Source organism: Streptomyces sp. CB00316, from assembly GCF_001905595.1.
Classification (GTDB): Bacteria; Actinomycetota; Actinomycetes; order Streptomycetales; family Streptomycetaceae; genus Streptomyces.
The window spans coordinates 188,754-210,670 of the sequence record NZ_LIXI01000007.1; the positions used below are offsets into that span (position 1 = coordinate 188,754).

Consider the following 21,917-nt stretch of genomic DNA (forward strand, 5'->3'; position numbering starts at 1 on the left):
GCACACCCCGCCACCCCCGTACCGCCCCCGCAGGGCCCCACTGCCCGGCCGGAATCGCACCTCCGCATTCCGGCCGGGCAGCGCCATATCCCCACCAAATCCGACGGCATCGATCACCACACTCGGTCAACACCCTTGACGGCGCACAACGTTCCATGAGCCACTCAACAGCCACATTGACCTCAGCGGACTCGAACGCACCTTCGTCGCTGTAACACTGCGTAACAACCACGAAATGCGAGAACCAGCCGCCACCCCGGCCCGATAGCCCCGGGGCACTCCGGCACGCCCGACGCCACCCCCACCCCGCGTCAGCACCAAGATCACCCCAAGCCCCTTAGCAGAGCTGCGCGTTCTCAACATGTGGTCACTCCGCACTCCGTGCCAAAGCCACACATCCGCACCCAGGAACCTCAAGCCTTGCTCAACGGCATAACAAGAGCGTCACATCCGTCGCCGACCCGTCCCGGACGCCCCCAGCTGCGCTTAGAGTCACCGCCAGTCACCGCGCCGCCGGGCACGTCTGCAGCACAGCCCCCTCGCACCACCTCAGTACGGCCCGGCGACCGACACGGCACCTCAAGCAGAGGAGGCCGCGCCAGGGAAAGGACTTTTCGTGCGACACCGTTCTTTGCTCATACTCACTGCCGTGCTCACCACCGGAGCACTCACCCTCACCGCCTGCGGATCGCGTGACGACAGCAAGGGCGGCGGCAGCGGCGGCGACGGTGGCACCACGACCGTCGTCATCGGCCTCGACGCCCCGCTCACCGGCGACCTCTCCGCCCTCGGCCTCGGCATCAAGAACTCCGCCGACCTCGCCGCCAAGCAGGCCAACGCCAAGAAGTACGTCGAAGGCGTCACCTTCGAGATCCAGGCCCTCGACGACCAGGCCCAGCCGTCGTCCGGCCAGCAGAACGCGAGCAAGTTCGTCGCCAACAAGAAGGTCCTCGGCACCGTCGGACCGCTGAACTCCTCCGTCGGCGAGTCCATGCAGAAGGTCCTGGCCGACGCCAAGCTCGTCCAGGTCTCCCCGGCCAACACCTCGCCCTCCCTCACCCAGGGCCAGGACTGGAACGGCGGCACCAAGACCCGCCCGTTCGCCTCCTACTTCCGCACCGCGACCACGGACGCCGTCCAGGGCCCCTTCGCGGCGCAGTACCTCTTCAACGACGCCAAGAAGAAGAAGGTCTTCGTCATCGACGACAAGAAGACCTACGGCGCCGGCCTCGCCGGCACCTTCAAGGCCGAGTTCGAGAAGCTCGGCGGCAAGATCGCCGGCACCGAGCACATCGACCCCGAGACCAAGGACTTCTCCTCGGTCGCCACCAAGGTCAAGAGCTCCGGCGCCGACGTCGTCTACTACGGCGGCGAGTACCCCGCCGCAGGCCCGCTGAGCAAGCAGATCAAGAAGGCCGGCGCCAAGATCCCGCTCGTCGGCGGCGACGGCATCTACAGCGGCGAGTACATCAAGCTCTCCGGCGCGGAGGGCGTGGGCGACCTCGCCACCTCCGTCGGCGCACCGATCGACACCCTCCCGTCCGCCAAGGACTTCGTCGCCAACTACGAGAAGGCCGGCTACAAGGAGCCCTTCGAGGCGTACGGCGGCTACTCCTACGACGCCGCCTGGGCCATCATCGAGGCCGTCAAGGCCGTCGTCGAGGCCAACGACGGCAAGCTCCCGAGCGACGCCCGCGCCAAGGTCGCCGAGGCCGTCGGCAAGGTCGACTTCGAAGGCGTGACCGGCAAGGTCTCCTTCGACGAGTTCGGTGACACCACCAACAAGCAGCTCACCGTCTACGAGTACAAGAACGGCGACTGGGCCCCGGTCAAGTCCGGCGAACTCACCAGCTGACACCACCAGTCCGACCGACCCACCACCGGCAGCGCGGGGCGCCGCACACCAGGCGCCCCGCGCTGTTCTATACCCGGCGAAAGACACGGAGGACCCGCGGTGAACGAACTGCCGCAACAGCTGGTCAACGGCCTGCTACTCGGATCGATGTACGGGCTCGTCGCAATTGGCTACACGATGGTCTACGGCATCGTCCAGCTCATCAACTTCGCCCATGGCGAAATCTTCATGACCGGCGGCTTCGGGGCCCTCACGGTCTGGCTCATACTCCCCAGCGGCACCAGCGTGCTGCTCGCACTGCCCCTCATGCTCATCGGCGCGATCGTCGTCGCCACCACCATCGCGGTCGGAGCGGAACGATTCGCCTACCGACCGCTGCGCGGCGGACCACGCCTCGCACCCCTCATCACCGCCATCGGCCTCTCGCTCGCCCTCCAGCAAGCCGTATGGGCCTGGTACCCGGGCGCCAAGTCCGCCCGCACCTTCCCCGAGATCCCCGGCGGCCCCTTCGAGCTCGGCCCCGTCACCATCCAGACCGGTGACGTCTTCCTGCTCATCGCCGCCCCCCTCTCGATGGCCGTCCTCGGCTACTTCGTGGTCAAGACCCGCACCGGCCGCGGCATGCAGGCCACCGCGCAGGACCCGGACACCGCCAAGCTCATGGGCATCAACACCGACCGCATCATCGTGGTCGCGTTCGCCCTCGGCGCCACCTTCGCCGCCATCGGGGCCGTCGCCTACGGCCTCAAGTACGGCGAAGTCCAGTTCCGCATGGGCTTCCTCCTCGGCCTCAAGGCCTTCACCGCAGCCGTCCTCGGCGGCATCGGCAACATCTACGGCGCCATGATCGGCGGCCTCACCCTCGGCGTCGCCGAGACCATGGCCGCCGCCTACGTCGCCGAAATCCCCGGCCTCGAACAGCTCGGCGGCCAGTCCTGGGCCAACGCCTGGGCTTTCGTACTCCTCATCCTCGTGCTCCTCTTCCGGCCCCAGGGCATCATGGGCGAGCGCGTCGCGGACAGGGCGTGACCACGATGACCACTACACAGACCACCACGGTCACCGCACCCGCACCGGCCACCCCGGCCACCCGCGGCTCCCTCCTCCCGCCCCACATCGCACGGGCCACAGCCACCGCAGGCGGCGCACTCACCGTCGTCTCCGCCTTCCTCGCCTGGACCTGGACCTCCGCCTTCCCCGGCGACCTCACGGTCTACGGCTACCCCGGCGGCCTCCAGTGGCTCGTCCTCGTCAGCGGCGCCCTCCTCGCCCTCTTCGGCCTCTCCTCCTACGGGATCAAGGGCCTGGCCTGGCTCACCCCGCAGGGCGCCGACCCCGCGATCCGGCTCGCCGCCTACGCGGCCCTCGCCACCGCCTGGTTCTCGATCATCGCCATCAGCGTCCAGCTCGGCGGCGTCGTCAACCTCGAACCCGGCGCCTACGTCGCCCTCGTCGCCACCCTCATCGGCTGGCTCGGCGCCCGCTCCCTGCCCTACGAGCGGCCCGAGATCACCCCCGCCGACCCCGAGGACAGCGCCTACGACCAGTTCAAGCACAACCTGAGCAACCGCTGGGCGATCTACAAGGGCACCCTCGCCACCACCACCGCCCAGCCCGCGAAGACCCTGCCCTCGTACATCGAGATCCTGATCGTCGCGGTCGTCCTCGCCCTCGGCCTCGCCGTCTTCACCTACGGCATCACCACCGAGTACGACGAGCTCTTCATCGGCTTCCTCATCACCGCCGGCTTCGGCTTCGCGGCGATCCAGAAAGCCGGCCTCATCCAGCGCGTCTCCACCCTCACCGCACGCCACCGCAACGTGACCCTCGTCGGCGCCTTCGTCGCCGCCGCGGCCTTCCCGTTCACCCAGTCCGACGACCAGTACGCGACCATCGGCGTCAACATCCTCATCTTCGCCACCGTCGCCCTCGGCCTGAACATCGTCGTCGGCCTCGCCGGCCTCCTCGACCTCGGCTACGTCGCCTTCCTCGGCGTCGGCGCCTACGCCGCCGCCCTGGTATCCGGCTCCCCGACCTCCCCGCTCGGCATCCAACTGCCGTTCTGGCAGGCCATCCTGGTCGGCGCCACCGCCTCCATGGTCTTCGGCGTCCTCATCGGCGCCCCCACCCTGCGACTGCGCGGCGACTACCTCGCCATCGTGACCCTCGGCTTCGGAGAGATCTTCCGCATCGCCGTCCTCAACCTCGACGGCACCTCCGGACCCGACGTCACCAACGGCTCCAACGGCATCTCCTCGATCCCGAACCTCACCATGTTCGGCTTCGACTTCGGCGCCACCCACACCATCGCCGGGTTCACCATCGGCCGCTTCGCGAACTACTTCTTCCTGATGCTGCTGGTCACCCTCATCGTGGTCGTGGTCTTCCGCCGCAGCGCCGAATCCCGCATCGGCCGCGCCTGGGTCGCCATCCGCGAGGACGAGACCGCCGCAGAAGCCATGGGCATCAACGGCTTCCGCACCAAGCTCATCGCCTTCGCCCTCGGCGCCACCCTCGCCGGCCTCGCCGGAGCCGTACAGGCCCACGTCACCTACACCGTGACCCCCGAGCAGTACCAGTTCGCCCACGCCGTCCCGCCCAACTCGGCCTTCCTCCTCGCAGCGGTCGTCCTCGGCGGCATGGGCACCATCAGCGGCCCGCTCGTCGGCGGCGCACTGCTCTTCCTCATCCCGGCCAAGCTCCAGTTCATGAGCGACTACCAGCTCTTCGCCTTCGGCCTCGCACTGGTCCTGCTCATGCGCTTCCGCCCCGAGGGCCTCATCGCCAACCGCCGCCAACAGCTCGAATTCCACGAGAAGGACGAAGCGCCCGCCACTCTCACCAAGGCAGGGGCCTGACGATGACCACCGACACCACCACCGCCGAGGCCACAGCCGTGAGCGCACCCGGCGAGACCGTCCTCGACGCCCGCGGCGTCACGATGCGGTTCGGCGGCCTCACCGCCGTCCGGTCCGTCGACCTCACCGTCAACTCCGGCGAGATCGTCGGCCTCATCGGCCCCAACGGCGCAGGCAAGACCACCTTCTTCAACTGCCTCACCGGCCTCTACATCCCCACCGAGGGCGAGGTCCGCTACAAGGGCAACGTCCTCCCCGCCAAGTCCTTCAAGATCACGGCGACCGGCATCGCCCGCACCTTCCAGAACATCCGGCTCTTCTCCAACATGACCGTCCTGGAGAACGTCCTCGTCGGACGCCACACCCGCACCAAGGAAGGCCTCTGGTCCGCCCTCCTGCGCGGCCCCGGCTTCCACCGCGCCGAGGCCGAATCCAAGGCCCGGGCCATGGAGCTGCTGGAGTTCGTCGGCCTCGACCACAAGGCCGAACACCTCTCCCGCAACCTCCCCTACGGTGAACAGCGCAAGCTGGAGATCGCCCGCGCGCTCGCCAGCGAGCCCGGCCTCCTCCTGCTCGACGAGCCCACCGCCGGCATGAACCCGCAGGAGACCCGCGCGGCCGAAGAACTCATCTTCGCCATCCGCGACAAGGGCATCGCCGTCCTCGTCATCGAGCACGACATGCGCTTCATCTTCAACCTCTGCGACCGCGTCGCCTGCCTCGTCCAGGGCGAGAAGCTCGTCGAAGGCACCGCCGCCGAGGTCCAGGGCGACGACCGCGTCGTCGCCGCCTACCTCGGCGAACCCTTCGAGGGCGACCCGGGCGCGGCCGAGGTAGCCGAGGTCGAAGCCGCCGAAGCCGCCGCAGCGGCGGAGACCACCGAGGCCACCGCCCCGGAGGCCACCGCCCCCGCGGCCGAGGCCACGACCGAGGACGCTCCGGCCGCCCCCGGCAAGAGCACCAGCAAGGAGAACGACCGATGACCGCACTTCTCGAAGTCGAGGACCTGCGCGTCGCCTACGGCAAGATCGAGGCCGTCAAGGGAATCTCGTTCAAGGTCGAAGAAGGCGAAGTCGTCACCCTCATCGGCACCAACGGCGCCGGCAAGACGACGACGCTGCGCACCCTCTCCGGACTGATCAAGCCCCTCACCGGCCAGATCAAGTTCAACGGCAAGTCCCTCCGCAAGGTCCCGGCCCACCAGGTCGTCTCCCTCGGACTCGCCCACTCCCCCGAGGGCCGCCACATCTTCCCCCGCATGTCCATCGAGGACAACCTGCGCCTCGGCGCCTTCCTCCGCAAGGACAGCGACGGGATCAACAAGGACATCCAGCGCGCCTACGACCTCTTCCCCATCCTCGGGGAACGCCGGAAGCAGGCCTCCGGAACCCTCTCCGGCGGCGAGCAGCAGATGCTCGCCATGGGCCGCGCCCTGATGTCCCAGCCGAAGCTGCTCATGCTCGACGAGCCCTCCATGGGCCTCTCCCCGATCATGATGCAGAAGATCATGGCGACCATCACCGAACTGCGCGCACAGGGCACCACCATCCTGCTCGTCGAGCAGAACGCCCAGGCGGCGCTCTCGCTCGCCAACCACGCGCACGTGATGGAGGTCGGCAACATCGTCCTCTCCGGCACCGGCCAGGACCTGCTGCACGACGACTCGGTCCGCAAGGCGTACCTGGGCGAGGACTGAGGTCCTTCCCCCTGTACGCGGAGAGGCCCGCACCCGGTTCTTGAGCCGGGGTGCGGGCCTCTTCTTCGTACGATCGCGTACGTACGGGGCTACTCGGCCGCCTTCTTCTTCTCCTCGGCGTCCGCGATCAGCGCCTCCGCCAGCTGCTGCATCGACATCCGGCGGTCCATCGACGTCTTCTGGATCCACCGGAAGGCGGCCGGCTCGGAGAGCCCGTAATCCGTCTGCAGGATGCTCTTCGCCCGGTCCACCAGCTTGCGGGTCTCCAACCGCTGGGACAGGTCCGCGATCTCGCTCTCCAGCGCCTTCAGCTCCGCGAACCGGGAGACGGCCATCTCGATGGCCGGCACCACGTCGCTCTTGCTGAACGGCTTCACCAGGTACGCCATCGCCCCGGCGTCCCGGGCCCGCTCGACCAGGTCGCGCTGCGAGAAGGCGGTGAGCATGAGGACGGGCGCGATGGACTCCTCGGCGATCTTCTCGGCGGCGGAGATCCCGTCGAGGACCGGCATCTTCACATCGAGGATCACCAGGTCCGGCTTGTGCTCCCGGGCCAACTCGACGGCCTGCTGCCCGTCGCCCGCCTCACCGACGACGGAGTAGCCCTCCTCCTCCAGCATCTCCTTGAGGTCGAGGCGGATGAGGGCCTCGTCCTCGGCGATGACGACACGGGTCGTCAGCGGCGGGACGTGCGACTTGTCGTCGTCGACGGCGTCTACGGGCTGGGGCGACTCGGGGGTGGTCACGGGGCTCCTTGTTCCGGGGCAGGTACTGCTTCCCCTGAGCCTACCTAGCTGCGGTATGGTGGTCGCGCAGTGGGTTGAAGGGAACCTTCGATCCTGGGAGCCCCGGTAGCCCAATTGGCAGCAGGCAATGGATTCAAAACCCATACAGTGTCGGTTCGAGTCCGACTCGGGGCACTCTTCCTTCGATTCCAAGGTCACCTGAGAATCGCAAGGTTTCACGTGATTGCGTGATCACTCCACGTTTTCACTGCGGGCCGACGGAACTCGGCCAGGCTGTCCGCGTGTACGACCTTGGAACACGCAAGAGAGCACTCGCCCTTCTCGCCCAGGGCTCAGCCAGAATTCCGTGAGCCAGCAGACCGGCATATCGCGCGCCGCGATTCGCTCCTGGCAGACGCGCCTCGAACCGCTCGACGCGAACCGGGGCAAACCCTGCCCGAGGTGCACCGAAGAGCCCACGGCGATCGAGAACCCGTCCGCGTACGCGTACTTACTGGGGCTCTACCTCGGCGACGGCTGCATGCATCAGCACAGCGAAGCGAGGCGTGTACTCACTGCGCATCGCGTGCGCCGACGATCGGCCTGGCCTGATCGACGCCTGCGCCGAAGCCGTGCAGATCGCGCGACCCCACAACAAGCTCTGCCGGGTGGCAAGTGCGGGCTGCCAGTACGTCACTTCCTTCAGCAAACACTGGCCCTGCTTCTTCCCTCAGCACGGCCCCGGCAAGAAGCACGACCGCAGGATCATCTTGGAGCCCTGGCAGCAGCAGATCGTGGACGCCCACCCCTGGGAATTCATCCGCGGGCTCTTCCACTCCGACGGCTGCCGCATCACCAACTGGGCCACACGCATGGTTCGCGGCGAACGCAAGCGGTACGAATACCCTCGGTACTTCTTCACCAACAAGTCCGACGACATCCGCAAGCTCTTCAGCGACACTCTCACCGCCATAGGCGTCGAGTGGACCACCCTCGCGCGCGGCAGCGATCCGTTCAACATCTCCGTAGCCCGACGGGCATCCGTCGCCCTCGTGGATGCGCACGTCGGGCCTAAATACTGAGCCGCCCTACTTCGGGCTGTCGTCCTCGCCGATGTGGTGGACGCGGACCAGGTTGGTGGAGCCTGCCACGCCGGGCGGGGAGCCGGCGGTGATCACCACGATGTCGCCCTTCGCGCAGCGGCCGATGCGCAGGAGTTCCTCGTCGACCTGGGCGACCATCGCGTCCGTGGAGTCGACGTGCGGGCCGAGGAAGGTCTCGACGCCCCAGGTGAGGTTGAGCTGGGCGCGGGTCGCTTCGTCGGGGGTGAAGGCGAGGAGCGGGATGGGTGAGCGGTAGCGGGAGAGGCGTTTGACCGTGTCGCCGCTCTGGGTGAAGGCGACGAGGAACTTGGCGCCGAGGAAGTCGCCCATCTCGGCGGCGGCTCGGGCGACGGCGCCGCCCTGGGTGCGGGGCTTGTTGCGGTCGGTGAGGGGTGGGAGGCCCTTGGCGAGGATGTCTTCCTCGGCGGCCTGGACGATGCGGGACATGGTGCGGACGGTCTCGATGGGGTACTTGCCGACGCTGGTCTCGCCGGAGAGCATCACCGCGTCGGTGCCGTCGATGATCGCGTTGGCGACGTCGGAGGCTTCGGCGCGGGTGGGGCGGGAGTTGTCGATCATCGAGTCGAGCATCTGGGTGGCGACGATGACGGGTTTGGCGTTGCGCCTGGCGAGCTTGATGGCGCGCTTCTGGACGATCGGGACCTGTTCCAGGGGCATTTCGACGCCGAGGTCGCCGCGGGCGACCATGATGCCGTCGAAGGCGGCGACGATGTCGTCGATGTTCTCGACGGCCTGGGGCTTTTCGACCTTGGCGATGACGGGGAGGCGACGGCCTTCCTCGTCCATGATGCGGTGGACGTCGTCGATGTCGCGTCCGGTGCGGACGAAGGAGAGGGCGATGAGGTCGGCGCCGGTGCGCAGGGCCCAGCGGAGGTCGTCGATGTCCTTCTCGGAGAGGGCGGGGACGGAGACGGCGACGCCGGGGAGGTTGAGGCCCTTGTTGTCGGAGACCATGCCGCCTTCGATGACGGTGGTGTGGACGCGGGGGCCGTCGACGTCGGTGACTTCGAGGGTGACGCGGCCGTCGTCGACGAGGATGCGTTCGCCGGTGGCGACGTCGGCGGCGAGGCCGTCGTAGGTGGTGCCGCAGATGTCGCCGTCGCCTTCGTTTTCGAGGGGTTCGACGGTGATGGTGAAGGTGTCGCCGCGTTCAAGGAGTACGGGGCCTTCGCGAAAGCGTCCGAGGCGGATCTTCGGGCCTTGAAGGTCGGCGAGGATGCCAACGCTGCGGCCGGTCTCTTCGGAGGCCTTGCGGACGTGGTGGTATCGCTGCTCGTGTTCGGCGTAGGAGCCGTGGCTGAGGTTGAAGCGGGCGATGTCCATTCCCGCTTCGACCAAGGCCTTGATCTGGTCGTATGTGTCGGTTGCCGGACCCAGGGTACAAACGATTTTCGCTCGGCGCATGGTTCGAGCCTAAACCTTACCTACGGGTAGGTATTTGGCTCGGCATGACACCTCAACAACCTTTGGGTGAAGGGTTATTGACAAGTGTTGAATTGTGCGGTGGTCCGCTCCGATGAGCGTTATCCGAGGGCCGGCGGGATGAGGGTGAAGGACGCTTCGACCTGGGCGTCGATGTTCTGGCGTACGGGTTCGAGGTTGATCGGGGCGGCGTCGGCGGCGTCGGCTCCGCCTGCCGCTGCCGCGTAGGGCATGGACTCGGCGAAGGCGGCGCGGCCGAGGGGGGTGTGGTGGGTGCCGGTGTCGCTGAGTTCGAGGAGGGCGCCGAGGCGGGTGTCGAGGGCTTCGGCGTATTCGCGGGCGCGTTGGAGGGCTTCGCGGACGGCTTGGCGGCGTGCTGTGGCGTGGTGGGGGGAGGTGGGGCGTAGGGACCACCAGGGGCCGTCGATGCGGGTGAGTTCGTGGTCGGCGAGGCGGGTGATGAGTTCGCCGAGGGTGGTGAAGTCGCTGAGGCTGGCGGTGAGTTGGATGTGGCCGTGGTAGGCGCGGATGCGTTCGGCGCGGCCGTGGCGGGTGAGTTCGGGGTTGATGGTGAGGGTGCCGGTTTCGAGCTTTTCGATGGTGTCGCCGTAGCTCTTGATGAGGTCGAGGGTGGTGGTGTTGCGGTGGGTGAGGTCGTCGAGGGTGGTGCGGCGGTCGGTGCCGCGGGCGGTGAGGGTGATCGTGATGTGGGCGATTTCGGGGTCGACTTCGAGGTGGGCTTCGCCGCGGACGGTGACGTGGGGGGTGTCGGGGGTGCCGTAGGGGTGGTGGGTGGTGGGGGTGGATGCGGGCTGGGGCGTGGGGGTTTCGGTCATGCGTTCACTGTGGCACGGGGGTGGGTGTGGAGGAGGTGTGTCGGGGGGTCATCGGATCGAAACCTGTGCGGGGTGTTGCGTGGAACGGGGGGCGGGTCAGAATCTACGCGCGTTGCCCGTACTGAACGAGGAGTGAGTGAGCGATGTCGTTGAACCCCGTGGACCGCAGGACGTTTCTGGGCCGTTCGGCTGCCGCCGGTGCGGGGGTGGCGTTGGCGGGCGGTGCGGTCGCGGCGGGTACGGCTGAGGCGCACGGCCGGGGTCATAGGCGGCCGGGCAGGCGGTACTCGTTCACGGTGATGGGCACGACGGATCTGCACGGGAACGTCTTCAACTGGGACTACTTCACCGACAAGGAGTACGACGACGCGGCCCACAACGACGTCGGTCTGGCGAAGATCTCGACGCTGGTGGATCAGGTGCGCCGGGAGAAGGGGCGCCGGAACACGTTGCTGATCGACGCGGGAGACACCATCCAGGGCACGCAGTTGTCGTACTACTACGCGAAGGTCGATCCGATCACGGCGCGGCGTGGTCCGGTGCATCCGATGGCGCAGGCGATGAACGCGATCGGGTACGACGCGGCGGCGCTGGGGAATCACGAGTTCAATTACGGGATTCCGGTGCTGCGGAAGTTCGAGGAGCAGTGTGATTTTCCGCTGCTGGGGGCGAACGCGCTGGATGCGAAGACGTTGCGGCCGGCGTTCGCCCCGTACGTCATCAAGCGGTTGCGGACGCCGTTCGGGCGGGATGTTCGGGTGGCGGTTCTCGGGTTGACGAATCCGGGGATCGCGATCTGGGACAAGGTGAATGTGGGCGGGAGGATGGTGTTCCCGGGGTTGGAGGAGCAGGCGGCGAAGTGGGTGCCGAAGCTGCGTTCGATGGGTGCGGATGTGGTGATCGTGTCGGCGCATTCGGGTTCGTCGGGGACGTCGTCGTACGGGGATCAGTTGCCGTACGTGGAGAATGCGGCGGGTCTGGTGGCGGAGCAGGTGCCGGGGATCGACGCGATTCTGGTGGGGCACGCGCATGTGGAGATCGCCGAGCACTTCGTCACGAACAAGGTGACGGGGAAGCGGGTCGTTCTGTCGGAGCCGGCGAAGTGGGGGCAGCGGCTGACGTTGTTCGATTTCGATCTGGTGTGGGAGAAGGGGCGCTGGACGGTCGAGAAGGCCGCTTCGCAGGTGCTGAACTCGAATACGGTGACGGAGGACCGGAAGGTGGTTTCGCTGTTGCGGGACGAGCACCGGAAGGTGGTGGCGTACGTCAATCAGGTGATCGGTACGTCGGTGGTGGCGATGTCGACGGCGGACGCGCCGTGGAAGGACGAGCCGATCATCGATCTGATCAACCAGGTGCAGGCGGAGACGGTGGCGGCGGCGCTGGCGGGTGGGGAGTACGCGGCGCTGCCGGTGTTGTCGCAGGCGTCGTGCTTCTCGCGTACGGCGGGGGTTCCGGCCGGTGATGTGACGATCAAGGATGCGGCGGGGCTGTATCCGTTCGAGAACACGCTGGAGGCGCGGCTGCTCACGGGCGCGCAGTTGAAGGAGTATCTGGAGTATTCGGCGCGGTATTACGTGCGGACCGCGGCGGGGGGTCCGGTGGATACGGCGAAGCTGACGAATGCGGACGGGATTCCGGATTACAACTATGACGCGGTGTCGGGGGTGACGTACGACATCGATATCGCCAAGCCGGTGGGGTCGCGGATCGTCGGGCTGTCCTTCGAGGGGAAGCCGGTCGATCCGGCGGCTCAGTTCGTGTTCGCCGTGAACAACTACCGGGCGAGCGGTGGGGGTAATTTCCCGCATGTGCCGGGGGCGAAGCAGCTGTGGGCGAATTCGGACGAGATCCGGAACACGATCATCGCGTGGGTGCGGGAGAAGGGGTCGGTGGATCCGGCGGCGTTCGCTTCGGTGGGGTGGCGGCTGACGCGTGAGGGGACGCCGGTCTTCCCGTAGCTCTGTGGGGTGTGCTGTTCGTTCGGCCCGGGTCTCCGTGGGTGGAGTCCCGGGCCGTTCTGTGTCCGGCGGCTAGACGGACTGGCTGAGGGGGATGAGGGCGGGGGCCTGGGCGGGGACTCGGGGGTGGTTGGGGGTGAGGCCGAAGGTGGTGAAGGCGGTGCGTTCGGGGAGGGGGTAGGGGGTGGTGCCGGTGAGGTTGTTGAGGATGGTGGCGCTGCGCCAGGCGGCGAGGCCGAGGTCGGGGGCGCCGACTCCGTGGGTGTGGCGTTCGGCGTTCTGTACGTAGACGTGGCCGGTGACGTTGCGGTCGAGGACCAGGCGGTACTGGTCGTCGATGCGGGGGCGGTGGGAGGCGTCGCGGCGGAGGTAGGGGTCGAGGCCGCCGAGGAGGGCGTCGAGGGGGCGTTCGCGGTAGCCGGTGGCGAGGATGACGGCGTCGGTGGTGAGGCGGGAGCGGGTGCCTTGCTGGGTGTGTTCGAGGTGGAGTTCGACGCGGGTGTTGGCGAGGCGTCCTGCGGTGCGGACGTGGACGCCGGGGGTGAGGGTGGCGTCGGGCCAGCCGCCGTGGAGGGTGCGGCGGTAGAGCTCGTCGTGGATGGCGGCGATGGTGTCGGCGTCGATGCCTTTGTGGAGCTGCCATTGGCGGGGGACGAGTTCGTCGCGGGCGGTTTCGGGGAGGGCGTGGAAGTAGCGGCTGTAGTCGGGGGTGAAGTGCTCCAGGCCGAGCTTGGAATATTCCATGGGGGCGAAGGCCTGGGTGCGGGCGAGCCAGTGGAGTTTCTCGGCGCCTTCGGGGCGGGCGCGCAGGAGGTCGAGGAAGACTTCGGCGCCGGACTGTCCTGAGCCGATGACGGTGATGTGGTCGGCGGCGAGGAGGCGTTCGCGGTGGCGGAGGTAGTCGGCGGAGTGGAGTACGGGGACGGACGGGGCTTCGGCGAGGGGGCGCAGGGGTTCGGGGACGAAGGGTTCGGTGCCGATGCCGAGGGCGATGTGGCGGGCGTAGGCGCGGCCGAGGGCTTCGGCTTCGCCGTCGCGGTCGAGTTGGGTGAAGTCGACTTCGAAGAGTGCGCGTTCGGTGTTCCAGCGGACGGCGTCGACCTGGTGGCCGAAGTGGAGTCCGGGGAGTTGTTCGCTGACCCAGCGGCAGTAGGCGTCGTATTCGGCTCGTTGGATGTGGAAGCGCTCGGCGAAGTAGAAGGGGAAGAGGCGGTCGCGGGTGCGGAGGTAGTTGAGGAAGCTCCAGGGGCTGGAGGGGTCGGCGAGGGTGACGAGGTCGGCGAGGAAGGGGACTTGGAGGCTGGCGCCGTCGAGGAGGAGGCCGGGGTGCCAGTGGAAGGCGGGGCGTTGTTCGTAGAAGGTCGCGGCGAGGGGGCGGGGGTCGTCGGGGGCCGCGGGGATGTTGTGGGCGAGGGCGGCGAGGGAGAGGTTGAAGGGGCCGATGCCGATGCCGACGAGGTCGTGCGGCCGGTCGGGTTCGGGGGTGGGGGCTGGCCGGTCGGGGGCGGGCCGGTCGGTCATCGCGGGGTGTCGCCTTCTGTGCGGGGGGTGGTGGTGACCGCCAGGTCGGTGGCGGTGGCGGTGATCAGGTCGATGAGGGCCTGGAGGTCCTGGGGGGTGGTGTGGGGGTTGAGGAGGGTGGCCTTGAGCCAGAGGCGGCCGGCGGCGTGGGCGCGGCCGAGGACGGCGTGGCCGCGGTTGAGGAGGGTGCGGCGGAGGGTGGCGACGGTGTGGTCGTCGGCGTCGGTGGGGCGGAAGAGGACGGTGCTGATGGTGGGGCGTTCGTAGAGGTCGAGGGCGGGGGTCTTGGTGATGAGGTCGGCGAGGTGGTGGGCGGTGGTGAGGGTCCGGTCGATGAGGTCGGCGAGTCCGGTGCGGCCGAGGGCCTGGAGGGTGACGGCGATCTTGAGGGCGTCGGGCCGGCGGGTGGTGCGCAGGGAGCGGCCCAGGAGGTCGGGGAGGCCGGCTTCGGTGTCGTCGTCGGCGTTGAGGTAGGGGGCGTGGTGGTGGAGGGGGGTGAGGTGGTGGCGTTCGGGGACGGCGAAGAGGCCGGCGGAGGCGGGTTGCCAGCCGAGTTTGTGCAGGTCGAGGGTGACGCTCTGGGCGCGGTGGAGGCCGTGGAGGAGGGTGCGGTGGGTGGGGCTGAAGAGGAGGGGTCCGCCGTAGGCCGCGTCGATGTGGAGTTCGGCGCCGTGGGTGGCGCAGAGGTCGGCGATGGCGTCGAGGGGGTCGATGGCGCCGGTGTCGGTGGTTCCGGCGGTGGCGACGACGAGGAGGGGGGGGTGGAGGCGGGTGAGGGCTTCGTCGAGTCCGGTGGGGTCGAGGGTGCCGGTGGGGGCGGGGACGGTGACGGGGTCGGGGAGGCCGAGGAGCCAGGCGGCGCGGGCGACGCTGTGGTGGGTGTTGGTGGCGCAGACGGTCTGGACGGGGCCGTGGCGTTCGCGGGCGAGGAGGAGGGCGAGTTGGTTGGCTTCGGTGCCGCCGGTGGTGATGACGGCGTCGGGTGAGGGGGCGTGGGGGTAGATCTCGGCGGCGAGGGCGGTGGTGAGGTCGGCTTCGAGGGCGGAGGCGGCGGGGGCCTGGTCCCAGGAGTCCATGGAGGGATTGAGGGCGCTGGCGGCGAGGTCGGCTGCTGCTGCGAGGGCGAGGGGTGGGGTGTGGAGGTGGGCGGCGCAGTGGGGGTGGGCGGGGTCGGCGGCGCCTTCGGTGAGGGCGGTGACGAGAGAGCGGAGGGCGTGGTGGGCGCCGGTGCCGTGGTCGGGGATGAGGGGGTGGGCGGCGGTGCGGGTGCGGGGGGTGACGGTGTCGGGTCCGCCGGCGGGGAGGGGGCCGTCCCGGAGGGCCGCGCCGTCGTGGAGTGCGGTGAGCACGGTGTCGATGAGGGGGCGCAGTGCGGCGGGGCCTGCGGTGCCTCCGGCGAGGGGTGGGGTGGACATGGGTGGGGTGGTCCTTCGGGAGGGGCGGGAGTGGACATGCCAGCTTGTCCCGGGTTTCGGGGGGCGCGGCCGAAGAGCCCAACGATCTGAACTCGAAAGGGGTACTGGTGGCCGGTGTGGGCCATTTGCCGGGGGTTCGGGTGGTAAGGGTGTGCGGTTCCGGGACGGGTGTACGGGTGTACGGAACGGGGTCCCGTCGGTAGGTGCGCCGCTGTACCGGCTGAAGGCCGAGTTCTTCGGGACGCTGGGTCACCCGGTCAGGATCCGGGTGCTCGAACCGCTCGGTGAGCGTGAGCACGCGGTCTCGGAGATGCTGGGTGAGGAGGGTTCCGCCGTGTACTTCAGGCCTGCCGCTCCGGATGTGGCGGAGCCGCTGCGGGTGGCCCGGTCGATCCTGCCCGAGGTGCCGGCGGGCCATGCGGAGCTGCTGGCGGACCTGCGGGCGGCCGGTCCGGGTACGGGCGAGGGGCCGGCCGGTACGTGAGGGCTGCTGTGTACCGGCCGGTCCGGGTGCGGGTCTGCCGGCTCAGTGCTCCGTCGTCCGTACGGCCAGGGCCCGGCGCAGGTCGTCGAGCTGGTCGACCAGCTTGCGGCGCAGCGCCGGGGTGAGGGCCGGGTCCTTGAGGGCCCGGGTGCCGGTGGCGAGGCTCTCGGGGTCGATGGCGTACGCGGGGAAGGCGTACCGTCCGGCGGCCTCGGCGATGGCCGGGCCCCGGCGGGCGGCGAGTGCGGTGGCGTCGGGGTAGAAGCGGTCGACGTACGCGCGCAGGAGCTCGTCCTGGCCGGGCTGCCAGAAGCCCTGGGCGGTGGCGGTGAACAGGTAGTTGGACAGGGTGTCGTCGCTGAACATGGCCTGCCAGGCCGTGGCCTTGGCCTCGGGGGTGGGTAGGGCGGCCCGGCAGCGGGCGGCGCCTTCGCGGCCGGTGGCGCTGGGGTCGGCGGCGAGTTCGGCGGCGACGGCCGCCTCGTCGGTGGCGCCGAGGGCGGCGAGGCGGGTGAGGATGCGCCAGCGGAGCTCGGGGTCGAGTTCGGGTCCGCCGTGGACGGTGCCTTCGGTGAGCCAGCTCTGGAGGGTGTCGGGCTGGGTGGCGGCGTCGATGAAATGGCGTACGGCGGTGAGGCGCAGGCCCGGGTGGGAGCCGTCCTCCGTCCGGCGGATGAGGTCGCGGCAGAGGCTGGTGAGGGTGGCGAGGGCTGCGGGGCGGGCCTCGGGGGTGGTGTAGCGGGCGGCGATCTGGCCCCCGGCGAAGGACAGGACGCCCTGGACGAGGGCGAGGTCGCTCTCGTACGGGAGGTGGGTGCGGGCGGCGGTGAGGTAGCACGCGGGGTCCAGCTCGCCGTCGCGGACCATGTCGCGGGCCGCGTTCCAGATGACGGCCCGGGTCAGGGCGTCGGGGATGGCGGAGAGGTGGGTGAGGGCGGTGTCCCAGGAGGCGGCGTCGAGGCGGATCTTGGCGTAGGTGAGGTCGCCGTCGTTGAGGACGACGAGGGCGGGGCGGCGGCCGACCCGGACGGTGGGCGTGGAGTCGCCCGGGATGTCGAGTTCGAAGCGGTCGCGCGGGGCGAGGTGGCCGGGGCCCGCCTGGGTGTTGAGGGCGTGGTCGAAGGTGGAGACGGTGATGCGGTGGGGGCGGCTGCCGGCGCGGTCGACGGCCAGCGCCCAGGACTGCCCGGCCTCGGTGGGCGCGGTGGGTTCGTGGACGTCGGCGGTGAGGGTGTCGACGCCGGTGGTGCGCAGCCACTGCTCGGCCCAGGCGTGGACGTCGCGGTCGGTGGCGGAGGCGAGGTTGTCGAGGAAGTCGGCGAGGGTCGCGTTGGCGAACTTGTGCCGGGCGAAGTGGGTGTTGATCCCGGTGAGGAAGTCCTTCTCACCGAGCCAGGCGACGAGCTGGCGGAGCGCGGAGGCGCCCTTGGCGTAGCTGATGCCGTCGAAGTTGAGCAGGGCGGAGGCGGTGTCGGGTACGGCGTCGGGGTCGGGGGCGACCGGGTGGGTGGAGGGGCGCTGGTCGGCGTCGTAGCCCCAGCCCTTGCGGGCGACGCCGAAGTCGACCCAGGTGTCGGTGAACCCGGTGGCTTCGGTGAGGGTCTGGTAGCCCATGTACTCGGCGAACGACTCGTTCAGCCAGATGTCGTCCCACCAGCTCAGGGTGACGAGGTCGCCGAACCACATGTGGGCCATCTCGTGGGAGACGACCATGGCGCGGGTCTGCCGTTCGGTGTCGGTGACGGCCGAGCGGTAGATGAATTCGTCGCGGAAGGTGACGAGGCCGGGGTTCTCCATGGCGCCGGCGTTGAACTCGGGGACGAAGGCCTGGTCGTAGGAGTCGAACGGGTAGGGCTCGTCGAACTTCTCGTGGTAGCGGTCGAAGCAGGCGCGGGTGATGCCGAGGATCTCGTCCGCGTCGGCGTCCAGGTGGGGCGCGAGGGAGCGCCGGCAGTGCAGGCCGAAGGGCAGTCCGGCGTGCTCGGTGGTGACCGAGTGCCAGGGCCCGGCGGCGACGGCGACGAGGTAGGTGGAGATGAGGGGGGTGGGCGCGATGGTCCAGCGCCCGTGGCCGGTGTGTTCGGCGACGCCGTTGCCGAGGACGCTCCAGCCTTCGGGGGCGGTGACGTCGATGGCGAAGACGGACTTGAGGTCGGGCTGGTCGAAGGCGGCGAAGACCCGCTGGACGTCCTCCATGAACAGCTGGGTGTAGAGGTACGTCTCGCCGTCGGCGGGGTCGGTGAAGCGGTGCATGCCCTCGCCGGTGCGCGAATAGCTCATCGCGGCGTCCACGTGGAGTTCGTGGGGGCCGGGGGTGAGGCCGGTGAGGGGGTAGCGGTTCCCGTCGAGGAGGGCGGGGTCCAGGGGCTGTCCGTCCAGGGCGATGGAGCGCAGGGTGGCGGGCTTGACCTCGACGAAGGTGTCTCCGGCCGCGTGGACGGTGAACCGGATGGCGGCCTGGGAGCCGAAGGTCTCCTCGCCGGTGGTGAGGTCGAGGGCGATCGTGTACCGCTCCACGTCGATGATCTGGGCTCGGGTCTGCGCTTCGTCGCGCGTCAGTACGGACATGGGCCCATGCTGCCGTACGGGGTGGGGCGGGCACAGGGGGGTTCTCGCTGGGCGTACGGGAGGGCCGGGGGCGGGCGGATGCCCTGCTGGGGGCGGTGGCCGGGGCGGGGGTGTGCCGGAGCGCCGGGGCGCTCGGGGCCCGGCTCACCCGGCCGCCGGTCAGACCTCGGCAGCCGTAGCGTTCCCGTTCCCGTCGGCGCCCCCGTTCCCCGCCTCCTCCGCGATGCGCTCGTGGTGGCGGATGACCTCGGCGATGATGAAGTTCAGCAGCTTCTCGGCGAACGCCGGGTCCAGGTTGGCGCTCTGCGCGAGCTGCCGCAGCCGGGTGATCTGGCGGGTCTCGCGGGCGGGGTCGGCGGGCGGCAGCTGGTGGTCGGCTTTGAGGCGGCCGACCTGCTGGGTGGCCTTGAAGCGCTCGGCGAGCATGTGGACGACGGCGGCGTCGATGTTGTCGATGCTCTCGCGCAGCCGGTTCAGTTCCGCCTGGACGGACGCGTCGATCCGCTGGGACGCGGACGCGTCGTTCTCGCTCGTACTCATGGTCAGCGAGCTTAGACGCCCCTCCTCACGGCCCGATCATCGGCGGGTCGTCCGGGTCCGGTACCTGGTCGCTCCAGCCGCCGGGCACGCTGCGGCCCTGCTGTTCGCGGAAGCGGACGGGGGCGGTGCCGACGCGGCGGGCGAAGAGGCGGGAGAAGTAGGCGGGGTCGTCGTAGCCGACGCGGCGGGCGACTGCGGCGACCGGGAGGTCGGTGGCGGCGAGGAGTTCCTTGGCCCGGCCGAGGCGGATGGTGAGCAGGTAGTCCTTGGGGCTGCACCCGGCGCCGCGCCGGACGGCGGTGCGCAGTTCGGCGGGGGTCATGCCGTGCTTCGCGGCGTGCTCGGCGACGGTGAGCGGCTGGTAGGCGTCGCGGGCGAGCGCCTGCAGGACCGGGTCGCCGTCGGGGCCGAGGTCGGCGCGGGCGCGGCGCAGGGAGACGAGGAGTTCGTGGACGGCGGCCGCGGTCTCGACCTCCAGCAGGGGGTTGCCGCGGCGGGCGGCGCGCACGATGCGGCCGACGGCGGCGCGGGGGGCGGCGGTGTCGGAGAGCGGGACGAGGGGGCGGTCGGGCTCGATGCAGCCGAGCTCGGTGTACGTGGTGGTGGCGGGGCCGGTGAAGTCGACGAAGCTCTCGTCCCAGCCGGTGCCGGGGTCGGCGCCGTAGTGGTGCGGGGTGCCGGGGGTGAGCCAGATGAGGGTGGGCCCGGTGACGGGAGTGCGGCGTCCGTCGGGGCCGCTGAACCAGCCGGTGCCGGAGTTGACGATCACGGCGACGTGGTGGTCCAGGGTGCGGGGGCCGACGGTGGGCAGCGCGCCGTGCTGGAGGCCGACGCCGAGGCAGACGAGGCCGAGGCGGTGGTGGAGCGGGCTGGGGGTGAAGAAGCGCATCCAGGTGTGGTACGTCGGCATTCCGCTTCTTCCTTTCCGCTTCCGGGGCGTTGCGTCCAATCAGCAGCGATCTTTGTCCATGGACCCGGTGCGCGCCAGAGGTGAAGGTGGTCGGACCAATTCGCCCTCGGACGGCCGGGTGCGGCGGAGCACAGGAGCGTACGAGCACGATGACCGACTTCAGCGTGGGGGACGACGGCTTCCGGCTCGACGGGAAGCCCGTACGGCTGCTGTCGGGTGCCCTGCACTACTTCCGGGTGCACGAGGAGCAGTGGGACCACCGGCTGGCGATGCTGGCGGCGATGGGGCTGAACTGCGTCGAGACGTACGTGCCGTGGAATCTGCACGAGGAGCGCGAGGGGGCGTACCGGGATGTGGGGGCGCTCGGCCGGTTCCTGGACGCGGTGGAGCGGGCCGGGCTGTGGGCGATCGTGCGCCCGGGGCCGTACATCTGTGCCGAGTGGGAGAACGGCGGGCTGCCGGTCTGGGTGACGGGCCGGTTCGGGCGGCGGGTGCGGACGCGGGACGCCGGCTACCGGGCGGTGGTGGAGCGGTGGTTCCGGGAGCTGCTGCCGCAGGTGGTGCAGCGGCAGGTGGACCGGGGCGGCCCGGTGATCCTGGTGCAGGCGGAGAACGAGTACGGGAGTTACGGCAGCGACGCGGTGTATCTGGAGTGGCTGGCGGGGCTGTTGCGGCGGTGCGGGGTGAGCGTGCCGCTGTTCACGTCGGACGGTCCGGAGGACCACATGCTGACGGGCGGCTCGGTGCCCGGGCTGCTGGCGACGGCGAACTTCGGCTCGGGGGCGCGGGAGGGTTTCGCGGTGCTACGCCGCCATCAGCCGAAGGGGCCGCTGGTGTGCATGGAGTTCTGGTGCGGCTGGTTCGACCACTGGGGGGCCGAACCCGTCGTACGGGATCCGGCGCAGGCGGCCGAGGCGCTGCGGGAGATCCTGGAGTGCGGGGCGTCGGTGAACATCTACATGGCGCACGGCGGGACGAACTTCGCGGGGTGGGCGGGGGCGAACCGGGGCGGGCCGGTGCAGGACGGGGAGTTCCAGCCGACGGTCACGTCGTACGACTATGACGCGCCGGTCGACGAGTACGGGCGGGCCACGGAGAAGTTCCACCTGTTCCGGAAGGTGCTGGCGGAGTACGCCGAGGGCCCGCTGCCCGCGCTGCCGCCGGAGCCGAGGGGCCTGGCCGGTCCGGTGCGGGTGGAGCTGGAGGGGTGGGCCGGGCTCGACGACGTCACCGAGGCGCTGGGTGATCCGGAGGGGCCGGAGTCGGGGGTGGCGCCGACCTTCGAGGAGCTGGGGGTCGGTCGGGGTCTGGTGCGCTACCGGGTGGCGGTGCCGGGGCCGCGCGTCCCGTATCCGCTGACCGCCGTCGGGCTGCGGGATCGGGCGGTGGTGTACGTGGACGGGGTGCGGGCGGGGGTACTGAGCGAGGAGAGCGCCACGCTGCCGGAGCCGGTGGCGGGTCCGGCGGCGGTGGAGCTGTGGGTGGAGTCGCTGGGCCGGGTCAACTACGGGCCGCGGCTGGGTGAGCCGAAGGGGATCACGGGCGGGGTGCTGCACGAGCGGCAGTACCTGCACGGTGTGCGGGCCCGGGGGGTGCGGCTGGACGCCTTCGAGGAGGCGGGCGCGGTGGCGGGGGTTCCGTTCGGGCCGGTACGGGGGGCCCCAGGGGGGACCGGGTTGTTCCGGGGGGCGTTCACCGTCGAAGGGTCGGAAGGCGTCGATCACGCGGGGCTGCGGCTGCCCGGCTGGACGCGCGGCTTCGTCTGGGTGAACGGTTTCTGCCTGGGCCGGTACTGGTCGGCGGGCCCGCAGGAGACGCTGTACGTGCCGGGGCCCGTGCTCAGCGAGGGCGTCAACGAGGTGTGGGTGCTGGAGCTGGAAGGCGCGGGCGAGCCGTGGGTGGAGCTGGGCCCGGGGGCGCCCGTTCGCACCGGCACCCCCGAGCCCGGTCCGGGGGCGCCCGCACGGACGGGCGCCTCCGGGGTGGTTCAGCCGTGATCAGT

16 protein-coding genes, 1 tRNA gene and 1 pseudogene are annotated in these 21,917 nt (G+C 69.9%); 10 read left to right on the forward strand and 8 right to left on the reverse strand.

All coding sequences use genetic code 11. From position 1 onward, the window contains the following. Positions 1 to 616: 616 nt before the first annotated feature. The 5 genes from AMK21_RS21230 to AMK21_RS21250 all read left to right on the forward strand — a co-directional run bounded on the left by AMK21_RS21230 (position 617) and on the right by AMK21_RS21250 (position 6,409). Positions 617 to 1,855, forward strand: coding sequence for a branched-chain amino acid ABC transporter substrate-binding protein (locus AMK21_RS21230; protein WP_073880247.1), 1,239 nt, complete (start codon positions 617 to 619; stop codon positions 1,853 to 1,855). Positions 1,856 to 1,954: 99 nt separating this feature from the next. After that, positions 1,955 to 2,884, forward strand: a complete 930-nt coding sequence (locus AMK21_RS21235; RefSeq protein WP_015607896.1) for a branched-chain amino acid ABC transporter permease — start codon at positions 1,955 to 1,957, stop codon at positions 2,882 to 2,884. Then, positions 2,881 to 4,713 (forward strand): branched-chain amino acid ABC transporter permease, encoded by a 1,833-nt coding sequence (locus tag AMK21_RS21240; protein ID WP_073880249.1) that lies wholly within the window; start codon positions 2,881 to 2,883, stop codon positions 4,711 to 4,713. The genes AMK21_RS21235 and AMK21_RS21240 overlap by 4 nt, the downstream gene beginning before the upstream one ends. Before the next feature lie 2 nt (positions 4,714 to 4,715). After that, positions 4,716 to 5,696, forward strand: a complete 981-nt coding sequence (locus AMK21_RS21245) for an ABC transporter ATP-binding protein (RefSeq protein ID WP_073880251.1) — start codon at positions 4,716 to 4,718, stop codon at positions 5,694 to 5,696. Next, positions 5,693 to 6,409 (forward strand): ABC transporter ATP-binding protein, encoded by a 717-nt coding sequence (locus AMK21_RS21250; RefSeq protein ID WP_015607899.1) that lies wholly within the window; start codon positions 5,693 to 5,695, stop codon positions 6,407 to 6,409. The genes AMK21_RS21245 and AMK21_RS21250 overlap by 4 nt, the downstream gene beginning before the upstream one ends. A gap of 89 nt (positions 6,410 to 6,498) precedes the next feature. Here AMK21_RS21250 and AMK21_RS21255 read toward each other — a convergent pair whose 3' ends face one another. Next, entirely contained in the window at positions 6,499 to 7,155 is a 657-nt protein-coding gene (locus AMK21_RS21255) for an ANTAR domain-containing response regulator (protein ID WP_018512090.1), read from the reverse strand. Between the two features lie 99 nt (positions 7,156 to 7,254). On the opposite strand from AMK21_RS21255, the gene AMK21_RS21260 reads away from it, so the two are divergent. Continuing rightward, positions 7,255 to 7,329, forward strand: a tRNA-Leu gene (locus tag AMK21_RS21260). Positions 7,330 to 7,436: 107 nt separating this feature from the next. Beyond that, a pseudogene (locus AMK21_RS21265) lies at positions 7,437 to 8,216 on the forward strand (transcriptional regulator). Between the two features lie 6 nt (positions 8,217 to 8,222). Here AMK21_RS21265 and pyk read toward each other — a convergent pair. Together pyk and AMK21_RS21275 are read right to left on the reverse strand one after the other, a co-directional pair. Further along, positions 8,223 to 9,662, reverse strand: coding sequence for a pyruvate kinase (gene pyk / locus AMK21_RS21270; RefSeq protein ID WP_073880253.1), 1,440 nt, complete (start codon positions 9,660 to 9,662; stop codon positions 8,223 to 8,225). A gap of 119 nt (positions 9,663 to 9,781) precedes the next feature. Further along, positions 9,782 to 10,516 (reverse strand): SIMPL domain-containing protein, encoded by a 735-nt coding sequence (locus tag AMK21_RS21275; RefSeq protein WP_073880255.1) that lies wholly within the window; start codon positions 10,514 to 10,516, stop codon positions 9,782 to 9,784. A 143-nt stretch (positions 10,517 to 10,659) separates the two neighbouring features. Here AMK21_RS21275 and AMK21_RS21280 point away from each other — a divergent pair, with 143 nt between their 5' ends. After that, positions 10,660 to 12,477 carry a bifunctional metallophosphatase/5'-nucleotidase gene (locus tag AMK21_RS21280; RefSeq protein WP_073880257.1) on the forward strand — a complete coding sequence of 606 codons (1,818 nt, stop codon included), beginning with the start codon at positions 10,660 to 10,662 and terminating at the stop codon, positions 12,475 to 12,477. A gap of 72 nt (positions 12,478 to 12,549) precedes the next feature. Here the strand turns inward: AMK21_RS21280 and AMK21_RS21285 are convergent, their stop codons facing one another. Together AMK21_RS21285 and AMK21_RS21290 are read right to left on the reverse strand one after the other, a co-directional pair. Next, a complete protein-coding gene (locus AMK21_RS21285; protein WP_073880259.1) occupies positions 12,550 to 13,998 on the reverse strand; it encodes a lysine N(6)-hydroxylase/L-ornithine N(5)-oxygenase family protein in 1,449 nt (482 codons plus the stop codon). After that, complete coding sequence (locus tag AMK21_RS21290) at positions 13,995 to 15,413, reverse strand: pyridoxal phosphate-dependent decarboxylase family protein (RefSeq protein ID WP_073880261.1); 1,419 nt, start codon at positions 15,411 to 15,413, stop codon at positions 13,995 to 13,997. Before AMK21_RS21290 ends, AMK21_RS21285 begins: the two co-directional genes overlap by 4 nt. 151 nt (positions 15,414 to 15,564) lie before the next feature. Here AMK21_RS21290 and AMK21_RS21295 point away from each other — a divergent pair, with 151 nt between their 5' ends. After that, positions 15,565 to 15,897 carry a transcriptional regulator gene (locus AMK21_RS21295; RefSeq protein WP_073880262.1) on the forward strand — a complete coding sequence of 111 codons (333 nt, stop codon included), beginning with the start codon at positions 15,565 to 15,567 and terminating at the stop codon, positions 15,895 to 15,897. A gap of 42 nt (positions 15,898 to 15,939) precedes the next feature. On the opposite strand, the gene pepN is transcribed toward AMK21_RS21295, so the two are convergent. From pepN to AMK21_RS21310, 3 genes are all read right to left on the reverse strand, one after another. Next, on the reverse strand, positions 15,940 to 18,465 hold the full coding sequence (pepN, locus tag AMK21_RS21300; protein ID WP_073880264.1) for an aminopeptidase N: 2,526 nt from the start codon (positions 18,463 to 18,465) through the stop codon (positions 15,940 to 15,942). Between the two features lie 159 nt (positions 18,466 to 18,624). Continuing rightward, positions 18,625 to 19,005 (reverse strand): chorismate mutase, encoded by a 381-nt coding sequence (locus tag AMK21_RS21305; protein WP_073880266.1) that lies wholly within the window; start codon positions 19,003 to 19,005, stop codon positions 18,625 to 18,627. A gap of 25 nt (positions 19,006 to 19,030) precedes the next feature. Next, a complete protein-coding gene (locus AMK21_RS21310) occupies positions 19,031 to 19,915 on the reverse strand; it encodes an AraC family transcriptional regulator (RefSeq protein ID WP_073880269.1) in 885 nt (294 codons plus the stop codon). Between the two features lie 149 nt (positions 19,916 to 20,064). Between AMK21_RS21310 and AMK21_RS21315 the strand changes: the two genes are divergently transcribed. Next, positions 20,065 to 21,912, forward strand: a complete 1,848-nt coding sequence (locus AMK21_RS21315; protein ID WP_073880271.1) for a glycoside hydrolase family 35 protein — start codon at positions 20,065 to 20,067, stop codon at positions 21,910 to 21,912. The last annotated feature ends 5 nt before the right edge of the window (positions 21,913 to 21,917 follow it).